General features: G+C 36.9%; 11 protein-coding genes. 2 read left to right on the top strand and 9 right to left on the bottom strand.

The window, feature by feature from the left end:
• Positions 1-30: 30 nt before the first annotated feature.
• The gene (gene tsaE / locus ACFIKR_RS00635; RefSeq protein ID WP_273787526.1) at positions 31-501 is read left to right on the top strand and encodes a tRNA (adenosine(37)-N6)-threonylcarbamoyltransferase complex ATPase subunit type 1 TsaE; all 471 of its coding nucleotides are present in this window, start codon (positions 31-33) and stop codon (positions 499-501) included.
• A gap of 776 nt (positions 502-1,277) precedes the next feature.
• On the opposite strand, the gene trxA is transcribed toward tsaE, so the two are convergent.
• From trxA to ACFIKR_RS00605, 6 genes are all read right to left on the bottom strand, one after another.
• Positions 1,278-1,601 (bottom strand): thioredoxin, encoded by a 324-nt coding sequence (gene trxA / locus ACFIKR_RS00630; RefSeq protein WP_012754458.1) that lies wholly within the window; start codon positions 1,599-1,601, stop codon positions 1,278-1,280.
• Between the two features lie 178 nt (positions 1,602-1,779).
• The gene (addA, locus tag ACFIKR_RS00625) at positions 1,780-5,253 is read right to left on the bottom strand and encodes a double-strand break repair helicase AddA (RefSeq protein WP_375658424.1); all 3,474 of its coding nucleotides are present in this window, start codon (positions 5,251-5,253) and stop codon (positions 1,780-1,782) included.
• 2 nt (positions 5,254-5,255) lie between these two features.
• Positions 5,256-8,375, bottom strand: coding sequence for a double-strand break repair protein AddB (gene addB, locus ACFIKR_RS00620; protein WP_375658423.1), 3,120 nt, complete (start codon positions 8,373-8,375; stop codon positions 5,256-5,258).
• Positions 8,376-9,271: 896 nt separating this feature from the next.
• On the bottom strand, positions 9,272-10,846 hold the full coding sequence (locus ACFIKR_RS00615) for a peptide chain release factor 3 (RefSeq protein ID WP_375658422.1): 1,575 nt from the start codon (positions 10,844-10,846) through the stop codon (positions 9,272-9,274).
• A complete protein-coding gene (locus ACFIKR_RS00610; RefSeq protein ID WP_375658421.1) occupies positions 10,846-12,507 on the bottom strand; it encodes a lysine--tRNA ligase in 1,662 nt (553 codons plus the stop codon). The genes ACFIKR_RS00615 and ACFIKR_RS00610 overlap by 1 nt, the downstream gene beginning before the upstream one ends.
• A 364-nt stretch (positions 12,508-12,871) precedes the next feature.
• The gene (locus tag ACFIKR_RS00605; protein ID WP_375658420.1) at positions 12,872-14,119 is read right to left on the bottom strand and encodes an argininosuccinate synthase; all 1,248 of its coding nucleotides are present in this window, start codon (positions 14,117-14,119) and stop codon (positions 12,872-12,874) included.
• Positions 14,120-14,289: 170 nt separating this feature from the next.
• Between ACFIKR_RS00605 and ACFIKR_RS00600 the strand changes: the two genes are divergently transcribed.
• On the top strand, positions 14,290-14,937 hold the full coding sequence (locus ACFIKR_RS00600; protein ID WP_375658419.1) for a LysE family translocator: 648 nt from the start codon (positions 14,290-14,292) through the stop codon (positions 14,935-14,937).
• Positions 14,938-15,432: 495 nt separating this feature from the next.
• On the opposite strand, the gene rlmN is transcribed toward ACFIKR_RS00600, so the two are convergent.
• The 3 genes from rlmN to ptsN form a co-directional block, all read right to left on the bottom strand.
• Positions 15,433-16,659, bottom strand: coding sequence for a 23S rRNA (adenine(2503)-C(2))-methyltransferase RlmN (gene rlmN / locus ACFIKR_RS00595; RefSeq protein ID WP_375658418.1), 1,227 nt, complete (start codon positions 16,657-16,659; stop codon positions 15,433-15,435).
• Between the two features lie 42 nt (positions 16,660-16,701).
• The gene (locus tag ACFIKR_RS00590; protein WP_026500150.1) at positions 16,702-17,205 is read right to left on the bottom strand and encodes an invasion associated locus B family protein; all 504 of its coding nucleotides are present in this window, start codon (positions 17,203-17,205) and stop codon (positions 16,702-16,704) included.
• Between the two features lie 1,858 nt (positions 17,206-19,063).
• On the bottom strand, positions 19,064-19,528 hold the full coding sequence (gene ptsN, locus ACFIKR_RS00585) for a PTS IIA-like nitrogen regulatory protein PtsN (RefSeq protein WP_375658417.1): 465 nt from the start codon (positions 19,526-19,528) through the stop codon (positions 19,064-19,066).
• Positions 19,529-19,934 lie beyond the last annotated feature (406 nt).

Raw genomic sequence — 19,934 nt, 5'->3', positions numbered from 1 at the left:
AAATTTTTCATCCATTTCATGGAACTCTTAATGAATTTTAGTTTTTTTCTTGAAAATGAAGAGGCAACAAAGCTTTTTGCACAACATTTAACCCTTTCTTTAAAGCCGGGGGATCTTGTAACGTTGCAAGGAGATCTTGGAACTGGAAAATCAACTATTGCACGTACAATCATTCAAACACTTGCGAATGATAACACTATGGATGTTCCAAGCCCTACTTTTACTCTTGTGCAAAGCTATCAACTTCCACAATTTGAAATTATTCATGCTGATCTTTACCGCCTTTCTATGGCAGAAGAAATTGATGAATTAGGGCTTCATGAAGCTCGTGAGAAAAATATTTTACTTGTTGAATGGCCAGAAAGAAATACAGCTCTTTTAGAGCTCGCCACTTTTGCACTCACCTTACACTATAAAGAACATGGGCGTCATGTAACACTCAGATCAGCACAACATGCCATTGAACGTTTGCAACAGTCTTTTGCAATTCGTACATTTTAAAAAAACATCGACATGAGCATGAACATCATCATTTTTTAATTGATAATACCTCAATACGTACCGAAATTTGAGATGATGAACAACATAGAGAAGTTCCTCATGGATGTATCAACTATGAAGATGAGATGAAATACTGGTTCTTTTATATAACAATGACATAAATTGCAAAGGACATCCGTTAATTTATAGGAATTTATCAATTTATTTTAGAGAATGTTTTTTGCCTTTCATACTTTTAGTAAAGGCTTCAAAAAAAGTCTTTTGATTCTAGAGAATAGTGTAAGAGAATTTTAAATTGAAGTGGTAACCCTTTAGAAGAGCATTATATAGCCTGTAGTGAATTGCTTGCTTCTTTCTGCTTAAAAATTGTGAACTTCAGAAAAGTAATTTGCAAAGTTTTTTCTTAAAATCTCCTTTCATGATTGCTAAGGACTCCAAACAAAAATCTCCTTATTTCTAGATTGATATTGCCTTTTTATGTGTTGAAAGCACTATCTATCTCTATAGTCTTATTCAAGAAGAAAATACCTTTATGAAATTATCATTCACCCAATATTTTTAACGCGCATATAAGGAAAGAATTGCCTATATTCTTCATACAGGGCAATTTTTTATAAAAAATAGTCAATTGAATCATGCATAAAAGTACGAATTCTTAAATTCATTTAACACTTTGATTTTATTATCTTTTTATTATAATATAATGCAAAAAAGAATGTTAAAAAAATCAAAAGGAGAGACAAAGCTTCTCTCCTTTATAGTGATTATATGTGGAATTAACTAAGCCCATCTTTTATCCATTCAGAAAGACGTCCTTTAGAGGTAGCGCCAACCATATTCGATGAAATATTTCCATTTTTAAACATTAATAATGTAGGGATAGAACGTACTCCGTATTGGGTAGCCAGTTCTGGATTTTCATCAATATTTACCTTAGCAATTTTAACTTGATTTTGCATTTCCATTGAAATTTCATCCAAAATTGGAGCAATCATTTTGCAAGGACCACACCATTCTGCCCAAAAATCAACCACAACAGGGGTGGAAGAGGTTAGAACTTCACTTTCGAAATTGTCCTTATCAACTTTTATACACGTCATTGATTTATCCTTTATATTCACTCTTTATAGATTGGTATGATAACAATTCATATCAAGTTATTGCAAAGATAAATTATTAAAGAACTTTTTTACACCAGAGATTGTGCATTGTATTTGTTTGGGCGATTTTATGAAAGTAAAAAAGTGTAAGGATACTTTGAAGGAAAGGAATAACTTATCAGGCAACTTCACTAAGAAATGCTTCGAGTTTTTCTGAAGAAAGCTTAAAAATTTTGGCTTCTTTACTGTAGATAAGCAGAGCTTGGATGTCTTTATCGGGATGAATAGCTTGCAACAATTTTCGGTAAAGAGCCATTTGCAACCAGTGATGGGAAGCAATAGCAGCTTCATTTTCTGGCGGGGTTCCTGTTTTAAAATCGGCAAAGATGATGCTGTTTTGCGTGATGTAGAGACGGTCAATTTGACCAGAAATTGCGTGTTCTTTTCCACGAATTTTTACAATACCCATTAAGGAGACCTCAGCACGTGAATGCTCAGAAAAAAGGGGCTTGAGGTAAACATGATCTAATATTTTCCAAACATGGCGAAGAGCATCTTCTCTTTGGCTCTCATACCAATGAGAGGCTTTAATATTGAGATAGTTTCGAGCATAGTCTCGACGTTTTTGTGGGGGGTAATCGGGTAAATATTGTAATAATCGGTGAACGATATTACCATATTCAATGGAAAAAGCTCTGTTAGTGTTTGTTTCTCCTAAAACAGGGGAGATGGTAAGCTGTTTTGGACTTGAGGACAGCTCTGTATCAGCTTCAATGGAAAGGCTCGCGACTGAGGGTTTTAACGGTTTTGGTAGCACTGGTTCTTCTGGTATTTTATGGGAGAAAAAAGCAGGCAAAGGTGGTAAGGTTTGGCATTCAGCGCAAGGGACTTTTGGGTTTATAGAAGCAGAAGAAGGAGGTGTAATACAATAACGCCAAGCTGCAATATCTTCCGCAGAATCTTTTATAGCAAGAGCATGCGGTTCGAGGGCTTTTTTTACCAGTTGTAACCATGTATGAGATGGCGTTTTCTGTCCTTTATATCCACAAATAAACAAGCGATCTTCAGCGCGTGTCATTCCTACATAAAGAAGGCGCCTATATTCTTCTTCTGCACGCTCTTTTAAGTGTGAAATTGCTTGTTTAGAGAGTTTTGTATCAAACTTTTCATTGGGGCACCAAATAAAGGCTTGTTTTCCGTTCCATTTTGCATTGTTTAAAGGAACTTTAAGCAAATGAGGCGCATGCTGAGGATGCCAAATCGCACTACCAGGATCGACTAAAAACACAATAGCAGCCTCTAGTCCTTTTGCAGCATGAACAGTCATGATGCGGATTTCTTCATTGTTTTGTTCAAATTCACGTTTAATTTCTGGTTCGCTTGCACTTAATGTTTCTAAAAAAGCTTGTAATCCTGGTAATCCTGTTTTTTGAATAGTAAGCGTATAATCCATAAAAGCATCGAGCACATCATTTGCTTCAGATCCTAAACGAGACAGAATTTTTTGTCTTCCCTTATCGTTATTCAAAATATGGCTATAAAACTCGAAAACCGGTATTTTATCCACTAAAGCGCGATAATGGTTTAGCTTTTCAAAAGCATCTTTAAAAGATGCCTGCGATGATGCGTGCGTAAATAAGCTTTGCCAAAGAGAGCCGGTGCGGTGTGCAGCAAGCTGATAGAGTTCCTCTTCACTAAGAGCAAAAAGGGGGCTTTTTAAAACACAAGCAAGAGAAAGATCATCTTGTGGCTGCAAAATAAAACGCGCAAGCGCCATTAAATCACGGATACTAATATGTTTGGTAAGCTGTAAACGATCAGCCCCTGCTACGGGAATATTGCGGTGTTTAAAAGCACGAGAAAGAGCTGAGACAAATTGATCACGTTTACGAACCAAGATCATAATATCACTTGCACGTATTAAGCGTCCTTTTGCTGGAAGCATTTCACCTTTTTGTAACCAGTTGGCAATAGTTTCAGCAATTTTTTCTGCTAAACGAACTTCAGGGGTATCTAAATGATCAACGCTTAAATGCCAATCATGAGGAAATTCACTCGTCTCTTGGGAAATAGCATCCCATATAACAACTTCACCGGGACTATGAACACGAATAGCTTCATGCACCGTTTTTGTATTTTCTGCCGAAAGTCCTTTGTAGTTTTCTGGTGTTTCAAAAACAATATCAACGCTTTTAAGAACATCCGCTGTAGAGCGAAAAGAGTAATGCAGTTGTATTTTTTCAAATTGCTGATTTGTTTGCTGCACTTTTTTTTGAATGATTCGTCCATTTTCAGCAAAATTTTCTGGAGCTGCGCCTTGAAAAGAATAAATAGATTGCTTTTCATCTCCAACAGCAAAAAGAGTCCGTATATTTGTTCGTTGGCTATAACCTGAGAAAAACTCTTGTGCCAACAGTTGAATAATTTGCCATTGCTCAGGATTAGTGTCTTGTGCTTCATCAAGTAGAATGTGATCAAGACCGCGATCAAGTTTATAATGCACCCATTGGCTTGCACCTTTACGCTGTAATAAATGAAGTGTACGCTCAATAAGATCGTCAAAGTCTAAGAAGCCATTAGCCTTTTTTAGATTCGTGTAGATTTTGAGATAAACAGCACATAACTGAAAAGCAGCTATATTGAGAGTAGCAACTTTTGCACATTGATATTTCTCTAAAAGAATAGAAAGCTTGCTTTGTTTATCTTCAAGCATTTGTTGAATAAAAGGCCAAATTTGGTCTGACTTTTTACGAGATAAATGTGAAAACTTACGTGGCTCACCTTTTATTGTAAAATAAATATCAGAAATGATATTGAGAATATTTGTCTCATCATGCACCTTTTCTAATTGGGAAAGTTTTTCCACCATATCCTTGCAGCTTTGACTACCATTGGTTTCACAATGGTTAAGAGCATAAAGAGGAAGGCGCGCTGTCTGTTTAATTTGTTCCAATAGACATTGGTTTGTTTCATCTGGCGCTAAGTTAAAAAGTGCACGCAATTTTTCTTCTCCATTTTCAGATAGAAGAGAAGATAAAAAATCAGATAATTTATGTTGCTTTTCCGTTGCTTCATAGAGCAATTGATTAAAAGTATGTTCGCTAATAACTTTAAATAACTGTTGCAAAGCAGGCTGTACATCACGACGAGCTAAAAGTTGGCGACGAGATTCTTGTAGTAATTTTTTTCGACTGATATCATCGGGAAGTTCAAAATGCCCTGCAATATTGGCTTCTAACATGAATTGATGCAAGAGAGATTCACAAAAAGCATGAATCGTTTGGATTTTTAAGCCACCAGGCGTTTCGAGGGCACGCGCGAAGAGTTGTCGTGCATAAGTTAGTTTTTGCGCATTAACAGGTTTTTTTTCAAACCGTGTTAAGGTTTCCTGCAGCTGTGCATCATCGAGTTCATTCCAACTGGAAAGCGTGCGAAAAATTCGTGATTGCATAACAGCAGCAGCAGCTCTTGTATAAGTAAGGCATAAAATACGTGCTGGAGGCGTACCGTTTAAAAGCAAACGGATAACACGTTCACTTAAAACATGGGTTTTTCCAGATCCAGCATTTGCAGAAACCCACACGTTTTTTTGGGGATGTGTTGCCGTTGCTTGTGCATCAAGAGCGGCTTCAGGAATAGAAAAAATCGTCATGATTACTCTTCTTTATGAAAACCACTTGACCATTCCCACAACCGAGCCAAATGGTCGTAGTCACCTTCATATCTTTTTGACATGGGGACAGCATATGAGAGATAGCCTTGTTGTGGATTTTGATAATAAGTTATGAGTGCGATAAGATTTTCCCATGCATTTTCACCAAGATTAACAGCACTTAGGTGAATTTTTCCGTCTTTTTTCTTTAAAAGAATTGATTGGGATTTAATTTCACCTTTTTTGTTAAGGGGAATGTAAAATAAATTTGAGGGAGTAAAATCTTGAAAATCTGGGAATCCCCCTTGTATGAGTAAAGCTGTTTCTAAAGCCAATTGCGGAAATAATAATTCACGAACTTGTTTTGATGAAGGAGGGGTACCGGTTTTGAAATCTAGAATTTCAACTGTTTTATCTGGCAAAACATCAAGACGATCAGCACGTCCTGAAAGGGTTACCCCTGTTGTTCCTATAGGGATTTTTTGTGATACCACTTCCGAATATCGCTCTCGCAGTCCTAAACTTTGTTCCCATTGAATAAGGCGTGGAGCAAGATTTTCAAAACTATTCCACCAAATTACTTCAATATCGGGTGGAAAATTGAATTTATCAAACTCTTTACGTCCAATAGAAAGCAGCACATTGAGTGCATTTGCAGCATTTGGATTTTTTATTTGTGTGCAAAAGGCTGCAAGAATAGCGTGATAAAGTGTTCCACGTTCTGAAGCGCCAGGATCATGAATAAGTTCTTTAAGTGGTTTGAGTCGTAAGATTTTTTTAGCATAAATAGCATAAGGATCATATCGCAATGTTTCTATTTCAGTGACTGAAAAATGACGCGGGCGTATATCAAGAGGTGGAGCAGGGCAAGGACGTTCCACCTCAGAAGTTATGCTTGTATGATCAAGCATCTTTGTCCAATGGCGTAGTATTTCACCTCGTTCACGGATTTTTTTCCAAACCTGTTTTCCTACAACTGTTTCCATGCGTTGTAGCCAGCGAGAAGGAATGGAGGGGGTATGATTAACGCGCAATGCGCGACTCATCACCACTTTATCCATTCCCATCGCCCATTGAAAATCATGCGCGGAAAGACCAATACGCTGCTCTGGTGGCTCCAGAGTTAACATCATTTTCATCGGTCGCGATAAAAAAGCATCATTTCGGGTTGATATCGGCCATGACCCTTCATTAAGACCGCCGATGACCACTGTATCAACTGTTTGCAAACGTGATTCCAAAGTACCCCAGATGAATAAACGTGGATGTCCTCCAGGCGAAGGTGTGACAGAACGGGTTGCTATTATGGCAGAAAACATAGCGGGCCATTCGCAAAGATGAAATGTTAATCCTGATTGATCACTGACCAATTCACGTAAAAATTTTGATAGGGCTTGTCCTGCTTCATGTTGATAAAGATGTGCAAGAGAATTATCTTCATTGCGACCGAAATTTTCAAAAACCTCAACAGTTGCTATCGCAGCTTCGGTGATGGTGCATTCTTTCTCTTTTTTCATAAGAGATGTTAAAGGTTCAACAGCTTTCCTCAAAAGATGACAAAGAAAACGTGCTTCTTCACATTTCTGCTGATCAAGAGCGTTGATTTCAGAACTATTATGAAAGTATGTTTCAATCCATTTTTCAAGAAATTGATCACATTCGCAAAGATTGATGCGCCCTGTATTCCCTCGAAGAATAAAAAGTTCAAAATTTTCTGCCATTTCGCGTAAACGATGACGGTTTTGTTGGAGTGTTGTCAGTGGATGTTTAAGAAGAGAAAGAAAAGCAATGGGATCATCGGGTTGCAACACATTTTCTAAGATAAGTCGTAAGAGAGTTACAGGTAATGTTTGTGCAAGTGGTATTCCGCCTGAATCATTTGCTTCAATTCCAAATCTCTGTAATTCCACAGCAACACGGCGTGCTAAATTACGGTCATTTGTAATAAGGGCCGCAGTTTTTTGGGGTTCTTCAATAGCTTTGCGTAAGGTAATAGCTATAGCGAGAGCTTCTTCACGTTCATTTATAGCTTCAATAAATGACCAATCTGCACAAAGATTTTCATAATCATCACGGACAATTTGTATCCATTTATCTGTTGTAGAAGCTGGTCGGAGTGCTTCTGATAAAAGAGCCATTCGTCTTTTCTTTGTTATACTTTGTTGGCCAATTTCGCAAACATGATGACGTTGACACTCCATGAGAGTTAGAAGTTTTTTTAAATGATATTGAGGATGGCTAAAAACATTTTCTGCAAGATCAAAAAAATCACAAGCTGTTTTTTCTTTATGGCTTGTGCTTAGTGCATTCCATTGTTCTTCATCCATATGAAGATCAAGGCCAGGAAGAACAACAGCCCCTTTTGGCAGAGAAGCTATAACCTTTAAAAGGTGAGAAACTGCGGGCATAGAACCTGACACACCAGCTGCAATGACCGGTTTATCAGGCGGCATACGTCGTAAAGTCTCTGCATGCATTGTGAGTGCTTGATTACGCCATTCAGCGGGATTACTTCGTTGTCTTTCTGTCAAGATTTTTGGCCAATTTTGAGTAACAATAGTCAAGAAATCGAGCGTTATTTGCCACCATTCAGCGACTATATCAGGTGCAATATTTTTAAGTTTTGACCAGTCTGCTCCTTCTGTTTCAATTTCGTCCATCAAGTGTGCTAAATCTTGCGCAAGCCAAATCGCATCAGCACTATGAGCCGGAATAAGCACATCTTCTGTGCCAAACATGGCACGCAGATGCGCAGGTAAATTTTCACGCCATGGACGAATAAGGCGTGCTAAAAGTAAAAGACGTTCGCTTTCTCCAATAGGCGGATCGAGAGTGCTGGTATGATTTTCCACAAAAAGGAAACTGTCTTCGTCTACATCTCCTAGAGCACGAATGGTTGGCAAGAATGTTGATTGTGTGTCACTTCTTTCAACAAAGGCTAAACGCAAAGCGCGAGCAGCACGACGTGTCGGAACATAAATAAGGCTATCGGCAAGGGCAGTTTGAATATCTCCACTGGAAGCGAAATTATCAATAAGGCTACCAGAGAGTAGTGCATCAACAAAGTGAGGCAAAAAAGCAGTTCCCGGAGAAATAGAAAAGACACGCGGTTTATAGGTCATATGATCTCATATTTGGGATAACAAATTTCAGCTTATTGATTATTTGTATTATTTTGACTGTATACAATATTTATACAAGGAAAAACTGAAAAGCTATATTTATACAGCAGATTTTTTATTTTAGATCTAAAAAATATTGAAATAAATTATATGTCTTACGTCATCGTGAAAAAATATATAAAATTTTTCTGATATTTTCAACGTAGAATTGGCTAAAGTTTATTTTCTAACTCAAATAGGTAATATAAAAATAAATATTAAAGTTTTAAAAGGTGCTAGGGATACCAATGCATTTTAGCTCTTTGAATATAATAAATAAATTTCCCGTATTCTTTATACAGTGCAATCTGAAAATATCCCTTACATACTCCATCATTTTCAGAAAAAAATAATAATATCTCCACCTTTCACAGCGAAAATAAATTACTTTGATGGAGAGAGTTTTGCAAAAGTTTATCGTGCAAGCCTCTATTTTGCTAGGATTACATCCCTTATGCAAAATAGAATGCCCAAAAATATCATTATGTTGCAATTTTATATGTTTGTTTTTAAAGAGACATCTTTCATTGTACTTGAGCTTACCTCGTAATGTCGTCCCATAAATAATATAAATGAGTAGTATAACGTAAACTTCTGTACGCAACAAACCACTATTATCATTTTTACCCTCACCCAATATTTTGAAAACTCTTGGTTATAGAGAAGGTTTATAAGAGGCTTTGTATTTCTTGCTTCAAGTGTTTTACGCACACATCAATCCTACTTATGACATGCAAACAAATGATTTTGATTGTTTCAATATAAGAAACTTACAATATTCAGATCTTTCACCCAACATAAAAAACGATAAATTATCATTATAAATCAAATTATTGTAGAAAATATTTTTCTTTATTTTAAGAGCGTACTTGGTAATCTTTAAAAGCAGAAAATTTTATTTTAGGAGCTCTTTCTGCCTCATAATTCAATGAAAAATGGTTCTCCGCTAAAAAAACTGGATCACCTTCTAAATCATACGCAATAGCAGAGCGGTGATTGCTGAGAAACTTTTGCAACTCATCTTTGCTCTGCGCTGAAATCCAACGACATAAATTAAAACGCGCAGACTCAAAATTCACTGGCAAAGAATATTCTATTTTTAATCGTTCTTTTAAAACATCAATTTGCAAAGCACCAATAACACCAATGAGAGAAGGCGACCCATCATCAGGAATAAACAATTGTACAACCCCTTCTTCAGCCATTTGTTGCAAAGCTTCTTTGAGCTTTTTTGCTTTCATTGGATCGCCCAAACAAACACGACGCAAAATCTCTGGTGCAAAATTTGGTACTCCCTTAAAAAGGATATCTTCTCCTTCAGTCAAAGTATCACCAATACGCAATGTTCCATGATTAGGAATCCCTACGATATCACCGGCATAGGCTTGATCAGCAATTTGGCGTGAACGCGCAAAGAAAAATTGTGGAGCCGAAAGTGTCATTGGTTTTCCTGTTCGAACCAACTTTGTCTTCATACCACGTTCAAGTGTTCCCGAACATACCCGAAAAAATGCAATACGATCACGATGATTAGGATCCATATTCGCTTGAATTTTAAAAACAAATCCCGTCATTTTAGGTTCCATGGCTGTGACATTGCGCTGATCTGCACTTTGGTCACGAGGACTTTGACCAAAATTAATAAGCGCATTGATCAAATCACGAACACCAAAATTTCGCAAAGCTGAACCAAAATAAACCGGAGTCATATGACCTTCACGGAAAGCTTGAAGATCAAAATTCTTGCAAACACTTTGAGCGAGTTCTACCCCTTCAATAAAAGTTGAACGTTGATATTCAGGAAGTAAATGGACAACCTCTCTGGGATTTGAAACTATCCGCTGTGTTATCTCATCATCTTTTTGACGAAACCGATTATGATGAAGGTCATAGGTACCAACAAAATCTTTACCCGTACCAATTGGCCATGTTATAGGCGCAGTATCAAGAGCAAGCTTTTCTTCAATTTCATCTAAAAGCTCTATAGGATCACGTGCCTCACGATCCATTTTATTGATAAACGTAACAATAGGAATATCCCGCATCCGACACACTTCAAACAATTTTAATGTTCTAGGCTCAATTCCCCGTGCCGCATCCAAAACCATGACAGCACTATCAACAGCTGTGAGTGTGCGATAGGTATCGTCCGCAAAGTCCTCATGTCCTGGAGTATCTAGGAGATTAAAAATATGATTTTCATATTCAAACGTCATCACCGAAGTTACAACGGAAATACCACGATCACGCTCAATATTCATCCAATCAGAACGGGTTTGAATACGATCTTTTTTGGCTTTTACTTCTCCTGCAAGTTGAATAGCACCACCAAACAATAAAAGCTTTTCTGTCAATGTTGTTTTCCCAGCATCTGGGTGAGCAATAATTGCAAATGTACGGCGTCGCTTTACTTCCTGCACTCTCTTTTCCATTATTCCTCCGTCGGCCGTGCAAGCGCTTCAGCAATCAGTGCACGCATTTCATTAATCCCATAAAGCGCTATGAATGATCCCCATCGTGGACCTCGCTCTTGTCCCAGAAGGACTTCATACAACATTTGAAAAAAAACATTGGAAACACCAGGCCCACCTTCAGGGCTTTTTTTGCTATGATCTTGATAGCGTTCCGTTAACCGCGCAACATCAAGAAGCATATTTTGTAGCATATTGCCATCAACAGTTTCAGGTAAATTAGCTAATTTTTCATCAATTTGTGCTAATGTTGTGCGTTCACTTTCATCAGGGAGCCGGAATTTTTTGTTTGGTTTAACAAAAACATCAAAATATCTAATGGCAAACTTCACTAATTGATCAAGTTCTGGATAAGTTTGTGCATTTGCTCCTTTAGCGTAACGAGAAATAAAACCCCAAAGAACTTCTGCATTCTCCGCATTTGAAGCACTTACCAAATTTAAAAGCATCGCAAAGGAAACAGGCAAATCAACCTGCGGAGGACAACCATTATGAATATGCCATACAGGATTATTCAACCGCTCTTTCCATTCTTGGCGACCATAGGCTGAAAGATGCGCATAGTATTCATCAACCGCTTTAGGAATGACATCAAAATAAAGCCTTTTTGCTGTTTTAGGCTTTGAAAACATATAAAGCCCTAAACTCTCTGTTGGGGCATAAGTAAGCCATTCATCAATGGTTAAGCCATTTCCCTTGGATTTGGAAATTTTCTGCCCTTTCTCATCTAAAAAGAGCTCATAGTTGAATCCTTCTGGGGACTTCCCACCTAATACTTTACAAATTTTAGAAGAAAGATTTGTGGAATCGATAAGGTCTTTTCCTGCCATTTCATAATCAATGCCAAGTGCTGTCCAACGCATTGCCCAATCCACCTTCCACTGACACTTAACCTTGCCCCCCGTAACCTCTGTTTCTATGGTTTCTCCTGTTTCTGGCTCAATATAAGTGACTGTACCTTTTTCAACATTACGCTCAATCATTGGTACCTGTAATACTTTTCCAGAAAAGGGAGAAATTGGTAAAAAGAGCGAATAGGTCGCTTGCCGCTCTGCACCCAATGTTGGTAAAATAATTGCCATAACCTTGTCATAACAGGCAAGGATTTTCAAAAGTGTTTCATCAAAACGACCGGAACTGTAATAATCCGTAGCACTTGCAAATTCATAATCAAAACCAAAACGATCAAGGAAAGCCCGTAGCCGCGCATTATTTGCTGCCCCAAAAGAAGGATAGTCATCTCCAAAAGGGTCGGGTACACGGCTCAACGGTTGACCAAGATAATGTTCCATCCTCTCGCGATCAGGCACATTCTCAGGAACCTTGCGCAAACCATCCATATCATCAGAAAAACAAAGCAATTTTGTTTTTACTTTATTCTCCGTAAGAATATGAAATGCATGACGCACCATGGTTGTACGTGCAACTTCCCCAAAAGTACCAATATGCGGTAAACCAGAAGGTCCATAACCTGTTTCAAATATCACACTGTCTGGATAACCCGTCTTTTCATACCGTTTGATAATCTTACGTGCTTCTTCAAATGGCCAAGTTCTCGATTGAGAAGCCGCATCTTTTAATTCAGGCGTAAGGTTAAGGGTATCACACTGATCACGCATCATTATTTGTCCTAAAAATTACACTCTTTCAAAATAGGGTGTATGGTTCTTGAATTTATTCGTCAATAATAGCAAGCAAAAAGATGAAAATTTCTTTATACTCTTAAGTCACAATACAAAAACTGCCCTTGCTATAAACATATTTTATTCTGATAAAAATCAAAAACATTCAATATTATAAAGCAAAATTGACTTGTTTTGATTATAAGAGCCTTCATTGCTATTATTATCATGAATTTTGCTTATTACACTGATTTAGTACAAAAGCGAAGCCTCTAACATTGAATGAAAGGACTGCAAAAACCAACAGATAAAAATGCTTAAGTTAGGCATTTGATACAAAAGCACTCCCCCTACTTTACAATTGTCACCGTAATTTTCTATTTCTTTTTTTGTCACCTTGATGACGCATTGCTAATGTACGCAAACGTAAAGCATTTAATTTAATAAAACCAGTTGCATCTCTTTGATCATAAGTACCTTGATCATCCTCGAAAGTTACCAACTCACTCGAATAAAGTGATTTTTTACTTTGGCGCCCTTCAACAATCACGTTTCCTTTATAGAGTTTTAACGTGACTTCACCTTCAACATGTTCTTGAGATAAATCAATAGCTGCTTGCAGCATTTTACGTTCCGGCGAAAACCAAAATCCATAATAAATGAGTTCTGCATAACGTGGCATCAATTCATCTTTCAAATGAACTGCACCACGATCTAGCGTTAAAGATTCTATAGCTCTGTGAGCCGTTAAAAGAATGGTCCCCCCTGGTGTTTCATAAATACCCCGCGATTTCATACCCACAAAGCGATTTTCTACCAAATCTAACCGACCAATACCATTATCGCGCCCATAATGATTTAATTCTGCAAGTAAAGTTGCAGGAGATAATTTTTTTCCATTGATTGAAACAGCATCACCTTTTTTAAAGCCAAGAGTGATTCTGGTTGCTTGATCTGGAGCATCTTCCACCGAAAGAGTACGCATATGGACATATTCAGGAGCAGGAAGTGCTGGATCTTCTAAAATCTTTCCTTCTGATGAAGAATGCAATAAATTTGCATCCACTGAAAAAGGTGCTTCGCCTTGCTTATCCTTTTCTACAGGAATTTGATGTATACGAGCAAATTCAAACAGATCTGTCCGACTCTTAAAATCCCAATCACGCCATGGAGCAATAATCTTTATATCAGGGTTAAGAGCATAAGCGGAAAGCTCAAAGCGTACCTGATCATTGCCTTTGCCCGTTGCCCCATGAGCAATTGCATCTGCTCCTGTTTCCTTAGCAATTTCAATAAGGCGTTTTGAAATAAGCGGGCGTGCAATTGATGTTCCTAAAAGATAAGTTCCCTCATAAACGGTATTGGCTCGAAACATCGGAAAAACAAAATCACGCACAAATTCTTCGCGCAAATCTTCAATATAGATTTCTTTAACACCTAACATTTCAGCTTTACGACGAGCAAATTCTAGCTCTTCCCCCTGCCCCAAATCCGCTGTAAAAGTTACAACTTCAACGCCTAGCGTACTTTGCAACCATTTGAGAATAATGGACGTATCCAATCCCCCTGAATAAGCCAAAACAACTTTTCTAATATTTTGCCACTTCTTCATTTCAAAGTTCTATATGAGCTGCTCATTTATTTCTACCTAGAAATCAAAACAATGCAATAAATATAAAAACAAATTCTCTTTAAGCAACATTAAAAAGACGCAAAAAACGTAAATAAAAACGCTTTAGAGTGTAAATAATGAATACTGCTTAAAAATAAAAGGAGATTTACGTGTCATTTCTACCGGAGTGGTCTATTGTTGTACAATTTGCTTTAGCATCGTTGATTTTAGCACTTATTCCAGGGCCTGATATGATGCTTTCTGTAGGACGAACCATTACACAAAGCAAAAAAGCTGGAATTATGTGCACCTTGGGTAGTGCAACAGGGTTTGCCATTCAGGTTACCGCTGTAGCACTTGGCTTATCAGCGCTTATTTTTGCTGCGCCACACACTTTTATTTTTCTAAAAATTGCTGGCGCCTTTTATCTTTTATGGTTTTCCTTTCAAGCGTTACGGAGAAATCCAACTTTTTCCTTCGAACAGACATCTTCTAAATCTCAAAGCGCTAAACGTAACTATCTTGCTGGTATTGGAATCAATCTTTTAAATCCTAAAGTTATACTCTTTAACGCGACATTCTTACCACAATTTATCAATGCGGATGATCCTATGGCAACACAAAAGCTACTCTTTTTAGGACTCTCTTATATTCCTATTTCTTTTCCCATTACAATTTCTATCGTTTTTACAGCGCATAAACTTACCAAAATTCTCAAGAAAAATCCTCTTTATATTCGCTTTCTCGACTGGCTTATTGCTGGTACTTTTACCATCTTTGCTCTCCATCTCCTTATAGTTACAAAAATTGATTTATAAATGTAATTTATCGTTTTTAATTTAAATGAGAACTCAAATATTGTAGGATTCTCTCATTTTAAACCTGTTTATTTTGAATCAAACAATATCTTTCCCTTGTACGTTATAAGCGAATCGGGAGTTTTCGTGTGTGAAGCGAAATCTTTTTAAAGAACGTAATAAACAAAAGAGTGAGGCAATATACAATCTCCACTTTTTAAAAGACATTACCGTAGATGCTTTTAAAAGTCATAAAATAGAATTAAAAGGTATGATAGTAATATGGAAATTAGTTAAGACCCTTAAGACTTCATATTCCCTCTAAATGAGGTTCCCTCCTCATTTTAGAGATTACGCAAACAGACTGTTATATACAATATTTCCCCCATTTAGCATATAAAAGCTGAAACTGTTCGTCTAGCACTGATCCATCTTAATCTCTGTCTCACACATGCTATTATATGCTGATTTACTGAAAAAAAGCATAGGCTTTAATATCGCAGAAAGTTGCATTAACTAATGACCAATGGCATTTTCAAGTCGCAAACGTTCAGATTTCCGTAAACGCTCTGAAGCTGATTTAAGTTGTCCACATGCCGCTAAAATATCGCGTCCACGCGGTATCCGAATAGGAGAAGCATAGCCCGCTTGATTAACGACATCAGCAAAACGCTCGATTTTCTCCCAATCAGAACACTGATAATTGCTGCCTGGCCACGGATTAAAAGGGATTAAATTGATCTTAGCAGGAATCCCTTTCAATAACTTAATCAATCGCTTAGCATCATCTAAACTATCATTGATATCTTTCAGCATAACATATTCAAAAGTGATTCGTTTTGCATTGGAAAGACCAGGATAATTACGGCAAGCCTCCATTAGTAAAGCAAGCGGATATTTTTTATTAATGGGAACAAGCATATCCCTTAATGTATCGTGTACTGCATGGAGTGAAATCGCCAACATAACACCAATTTCTTCTCCGGTTCGGATAATTCCAGGAACAACCCCACTGGTTGAAAGCGTAATCCGACGTTTTGATAAAGAAAGCCCATCGCCATCAGAAGCAATCAATAAAGCTTTTTTAACAGCTTCAAAATTATAAAGAGGTTCTCCCATCCCCATCATAACAATATTGGTAATTTTGCGACCTTCAATGGGAACTATTGCCCCATCAGGGGTATTTTTATCAGGAAAATCACCCAAACAATCACGTGCAACCAATAATTGTGCCAAAATTTCTTCCGCAGTCAGATTGCGAACAAGCATCTGCGTTCCCGTATGGCAAAAAGAGCAAGTTAACGTACACCCTACTTGCGATGAAAGACATAAAGTACCACGTCCTTCTTCAGGGATATAAACCGTTTCAATTTCAACAGGCCTTCCAGCTCCACGTGCAGGAAAACGTAAGAGCCATTTACGCGTACCATCTTTTGATATTTGTTCTCCAACAATTTCTGGGCGCGCAATGGAGAAATGACACTTAAGTGTTTCTTGCATTGCTTTAGAAATATTCAGCATCTCATCAAAATTTGAAACGCCACGCACATAAAGCCAATGCCAAAGCTGACGCACACGCATACGCGTTTGATGCTCTGGTACACCAACTGTCTTTAAAGCCTGCACCATCTCATCTTGCGACAAACCAATTAAAGAGAGCTTAGAACTCTCCTTCACGACCACATTATCTGTTTCTCGCGCAAAACATGAACCAACTGGTCTAAGGTCATAGGAAATGGCCATTGCTTTCCAATTCACATCACTATTCTAGAAATTATCGAAACCTTAATGGCACTTTTGAGCTGCATTTAATGCAGCAGTGACCCCTTTTAAGGAATAAGTATAAGTGGTATGCGTTCCTCGTTTTGATATCGCTTTCACTGTCATATTGCTTCCAGCACGCATAGCAGAAACAAGCTGCTTTTCTAGCTCTGATGAAGCCAACCAAGCTGAGGAATCTTTCGTGAAAAAATCAAAGTCCTTACCTCCAATGGTCACTGTCACTCTCGACCCTTCTTGAAGGGTATAACCAGCCATAAACTGCGGTTCAAACGAAATAGGTGAATGAGAACGCTTGGTAACCAAGAAAAAGTTATCACCATGATTAACTGTCGTTGGAAGAGCCTTCAAAGGTACCGATAACACATAGCAAATCGTATTTTTGGGCGATTTATAAGAATAGGCTCCCCACGCTTCAAATTGATTTAAACGGCTTGGCGTTTGTGCATATGCCACGCCCGCTGTAACAAAAACCATTACAGATGCAGCAATAACAGTCTTTTCAAACATCTTCATTTAGCTCACTTCTTTAGTCTCTAACAAGATTCTCTTCATTGGAAAAATTCAACAAAAACTCCTCGATATCCATGTGTTATTGTCTTAATTCCTTCAATAAGCGAAATATTTTCACACTAACCAGAATAGATTTCCACGTTCCATTGTGACCTTTTAATCGTTACCAAAACATAAACTTCTTATTCAATAACCACATTAAAAAATAACATCTTCATTTTATGCTACTCATTTCGTTTTTGTATAAAAAACGATTTCTTTAAGCTATAGAACTTCAAAACGAGATGAAAATATACCATCACTCTGTTAAGAAATAAACCATACTCTTTATGTCACAAGCAATCTGATGCAAAATTTTGAAAATACACCCCATACTCCCCGCAAAAAAGCTTAATCGCCTTACGGATATCACTTCTCGACTTTATGCATTCAATACATTTATGTTCACAAAATACTCCATCTTTCACCCATTATAGTGCATTCATACTTCGTATTCAATATCGTCCCGATAACACTTTTTCTCAATCTTCAAAATATCTTGTAAAAATAATAAAATATTATCAAGATATTAATAATAAAACATAAAGAATTCAGATTCTATCTCAATAATCACATACCACTTTGTTTCTTTTGATCTTATTTCCCTATATATTTTATCTCCAATTATTAATTTCTAAAATGATTTTAGTAGCTTATAATAGCTTAATCATATTATTTTAATATGTTAGATGACATTTTCCTTTCTGTTATAAAAAACTTCCTAAGAATTCTTTTGAAAAGTTTCCTTATTTTATTTCTGAGTAATTTATAAACAAAAATATAAAACCTTTTTCTACAGCAATTCTAACCTTATCGTTTTTTTAACAACATTTTAATCAATTAAAGTGGATCTGAATAAATCTTCCCATGCACAAAGCTCTTTCACCCAACCTAAAGCTATAATTTTCATTTTTACCGTACAAAATTGTTTTTTTAACATGAGCTCTATACAACAACTGACATCTAAATCATATCTATAAAATAGTTGATCTCCCCACTTGTGAAGAAGCAAACCGGCACCATCACACTATTTTCCAGCTCCCAATGTTTTTCTACACCCCTCGATGCTTGAGACGATTCATAGGAGGCATTTTACCCCTTTCTTGTATAGTTTTTATCCACACGCTAATTCCGTTTATAACGTGCAAGCAAATGGTTTTGATTGATTCATCATAAACAAGTTTGGAATGGGAGAATTTCACAATATTCGCATCTCTCATCCAACATGCAAAATAGTGAATTATATTTATAAATCAATATCTTGCTATACTTATGATACAACATTTCTCTTATTTCTTCTTGAGCATTAAAATATTATCCCTAAATGCACAAATAAACTTTCCTGTTGATTTCTTTCCCGCTTTCAAAGGACGAAGATTCTTAATCCAATCTGGACTGAAAAAGTTTGGATTCTTGTTGAGCGGTCTCCTCTTGTCTTCCCACTTATGTAATTTACTTAACCAAAAGTTCTACAAACAAGTCCTGCTTAAGAATATTTACCACACATTCTAAAAGCATTTAATGTATTAAGAAGACTTACATGTCTTATTTCTCCACACCTCAAATGATAGCTTTTTACAGTATAACAGGATAAATGAACCCACGAAGCATAATGATTAGATGCTTTAATATACAAGAACAAGAAAAGACAAGTACTTCGTTTTTGTTACTTTCTCTTTAAAAAGAAGGTTCGCTTAGAAACGATTTCTCAAAATTGCATGATATGACCTTTTTTATCAGTCTTTTAAGATAAAAATTATATTATTTTCTACGTTCCGTGGTGTATACCTTGCAACTTATACACTCATAATATCTTCTAAGCTGCATTTGATTCTGAAGTTTGAATCAGTAAAGCATAAAGCGCACTAGCATTATGCGTATTGCGCAATTTTTGCACAACATCAGTGTGACGCAAAACACGTGCGATCTGTGATAAAGCTTTTAAGTGATCTGCACCAGCATTTTCAGGTGCTAAAAGGAGAAAAACGAGATCTATGGGTTCGTCATCGAGAGCTTCAAAATCAACAGGACTTTCAAGACGTGCAAATATACCAATGATCCGATTAATATCAGGTAATTTTCCATGAGGAATCGCAATACCTCCACCCAAACCCGTTGAACCAAGCTTCTCGCGTTGTAAAACAACATCAAAAATCACATGTTCACTAAGACCTGTTAGCTTGGAAGCTTTTTCGGCTAAAATTTGCAGAACCTGTTTTTTCGAATTAGCCTTAAGAGCCGGAATGATCGCTTCCGGTGCTATTAACTCACTCAAATTCATACTTTAATTTTCCTCTTACACGCTAAAATGCTCATCAATAAACCTATAAAAGGTATAGATACTTAATGTTCTTTCACTTTTCGCAACATCGCATGTGTTTTTACTTTTCAATTTATAATGGGTGATGGCTCAATACATCTCATATCACTTCTAACAGAACAATAAATAGTATTCGGATCATCATTAACGACATGAGAAACCAAAGAAATGAAGCTGTTCATAAAGTTAATTTCCTTACGACTCTAGAAAAGGTCATTATTCATAAATTTATTAAACTTGTCATAAGAGTTGATGTATAATTCGCCATCAGAGTTTTTCTTTCTTTAAAAATGAGACCTTAAATTAAGATGAAAAGCATACTGAGAAAAATGGACCTTTACTTTGAAAATTACTGTATAGCTTGAAC

The organism is Bartonella sp. MR30HLJHH (assembly GCF_042194195.1).
Taxonomy (GTDB): Bacteria; Pseudomonadota; Alphaproteobacteria; order Rhizobiales; family Rhizobiaceae; genus Bartonella; species Bartonella grahamii.
Note: the sequence above shows the minus strand (reverse complement) of the source record. Positions and strands in the feature narration are given on the sequence as shown.

Coding starts and splice junctions, on each gene's coding strand:
- rlmN (WP_375658418.1), bottom strand. CDS start 16,659: ATGGCCATTTCCTATGACCTTAGACCAGTTGGTTCATGTTTTGCGCGA.
- ACFIKR_RS00590 (WP_026500150.1), bottom strand. CDS start 17,205: ATGTTTGAAAAGACTGTTATTGCTGCATCTGTAATGGTTTTTGTTACA.
- ptsN (WP_375658417.1), bottom strand. CDS start 19,528: ATGAATTTGAGTGAGTTAATAGCACCGGAAGCGATCATTCCGGCTCTT.
- trxA (WP_012754458.1), bottom strand. CDS start 1,601: ATGACGTGTATAAAAGTTGATAAGGACAATTTCGAAAGTGAAGTTCTA.
- ACFIKR_RS00605 (WP_375658420.1), bottom strand. CDS start 14,119: ATGAAGAAGTGGCAAAATATTAGAAAAGTTGTTTTGGCTTATTCAGGG.
- addA (WP_375658424.1), bottom strand. CDS start 5,253: ATGACGATTTTTTCTATTCCTGAAGCCGCTCTTGATGCACAAGCAACG.
- addB (WP_375658423.1), bottom strand. CDS start 8,375: ATGACCTATAAACCGCGTGTCTTTTCTATTTCTCCGGGAACTGCTTTT.
- tsaE (WP_273787526.1), top strand. CDS start 31: ATGAATTTTAGTTTTTTTCTTGAAAATGAAGAGGCAACAAAGCTTTTT.
- ACFIKR_RS00610 (WP_375658421.1), bottom strand. CDS start 12,507: ATGATGCGTGATCAGTGTGATACCCTTAACCTTACGCCTGAATTAAAA.
- ACFIKR_RS00615 (WP_375658422.1), bottom strand. CDS start 10,846: ATGGAAAAGAGAGTGCAGGAAGTAAAGCGACGCCGTACATTTGCAATT.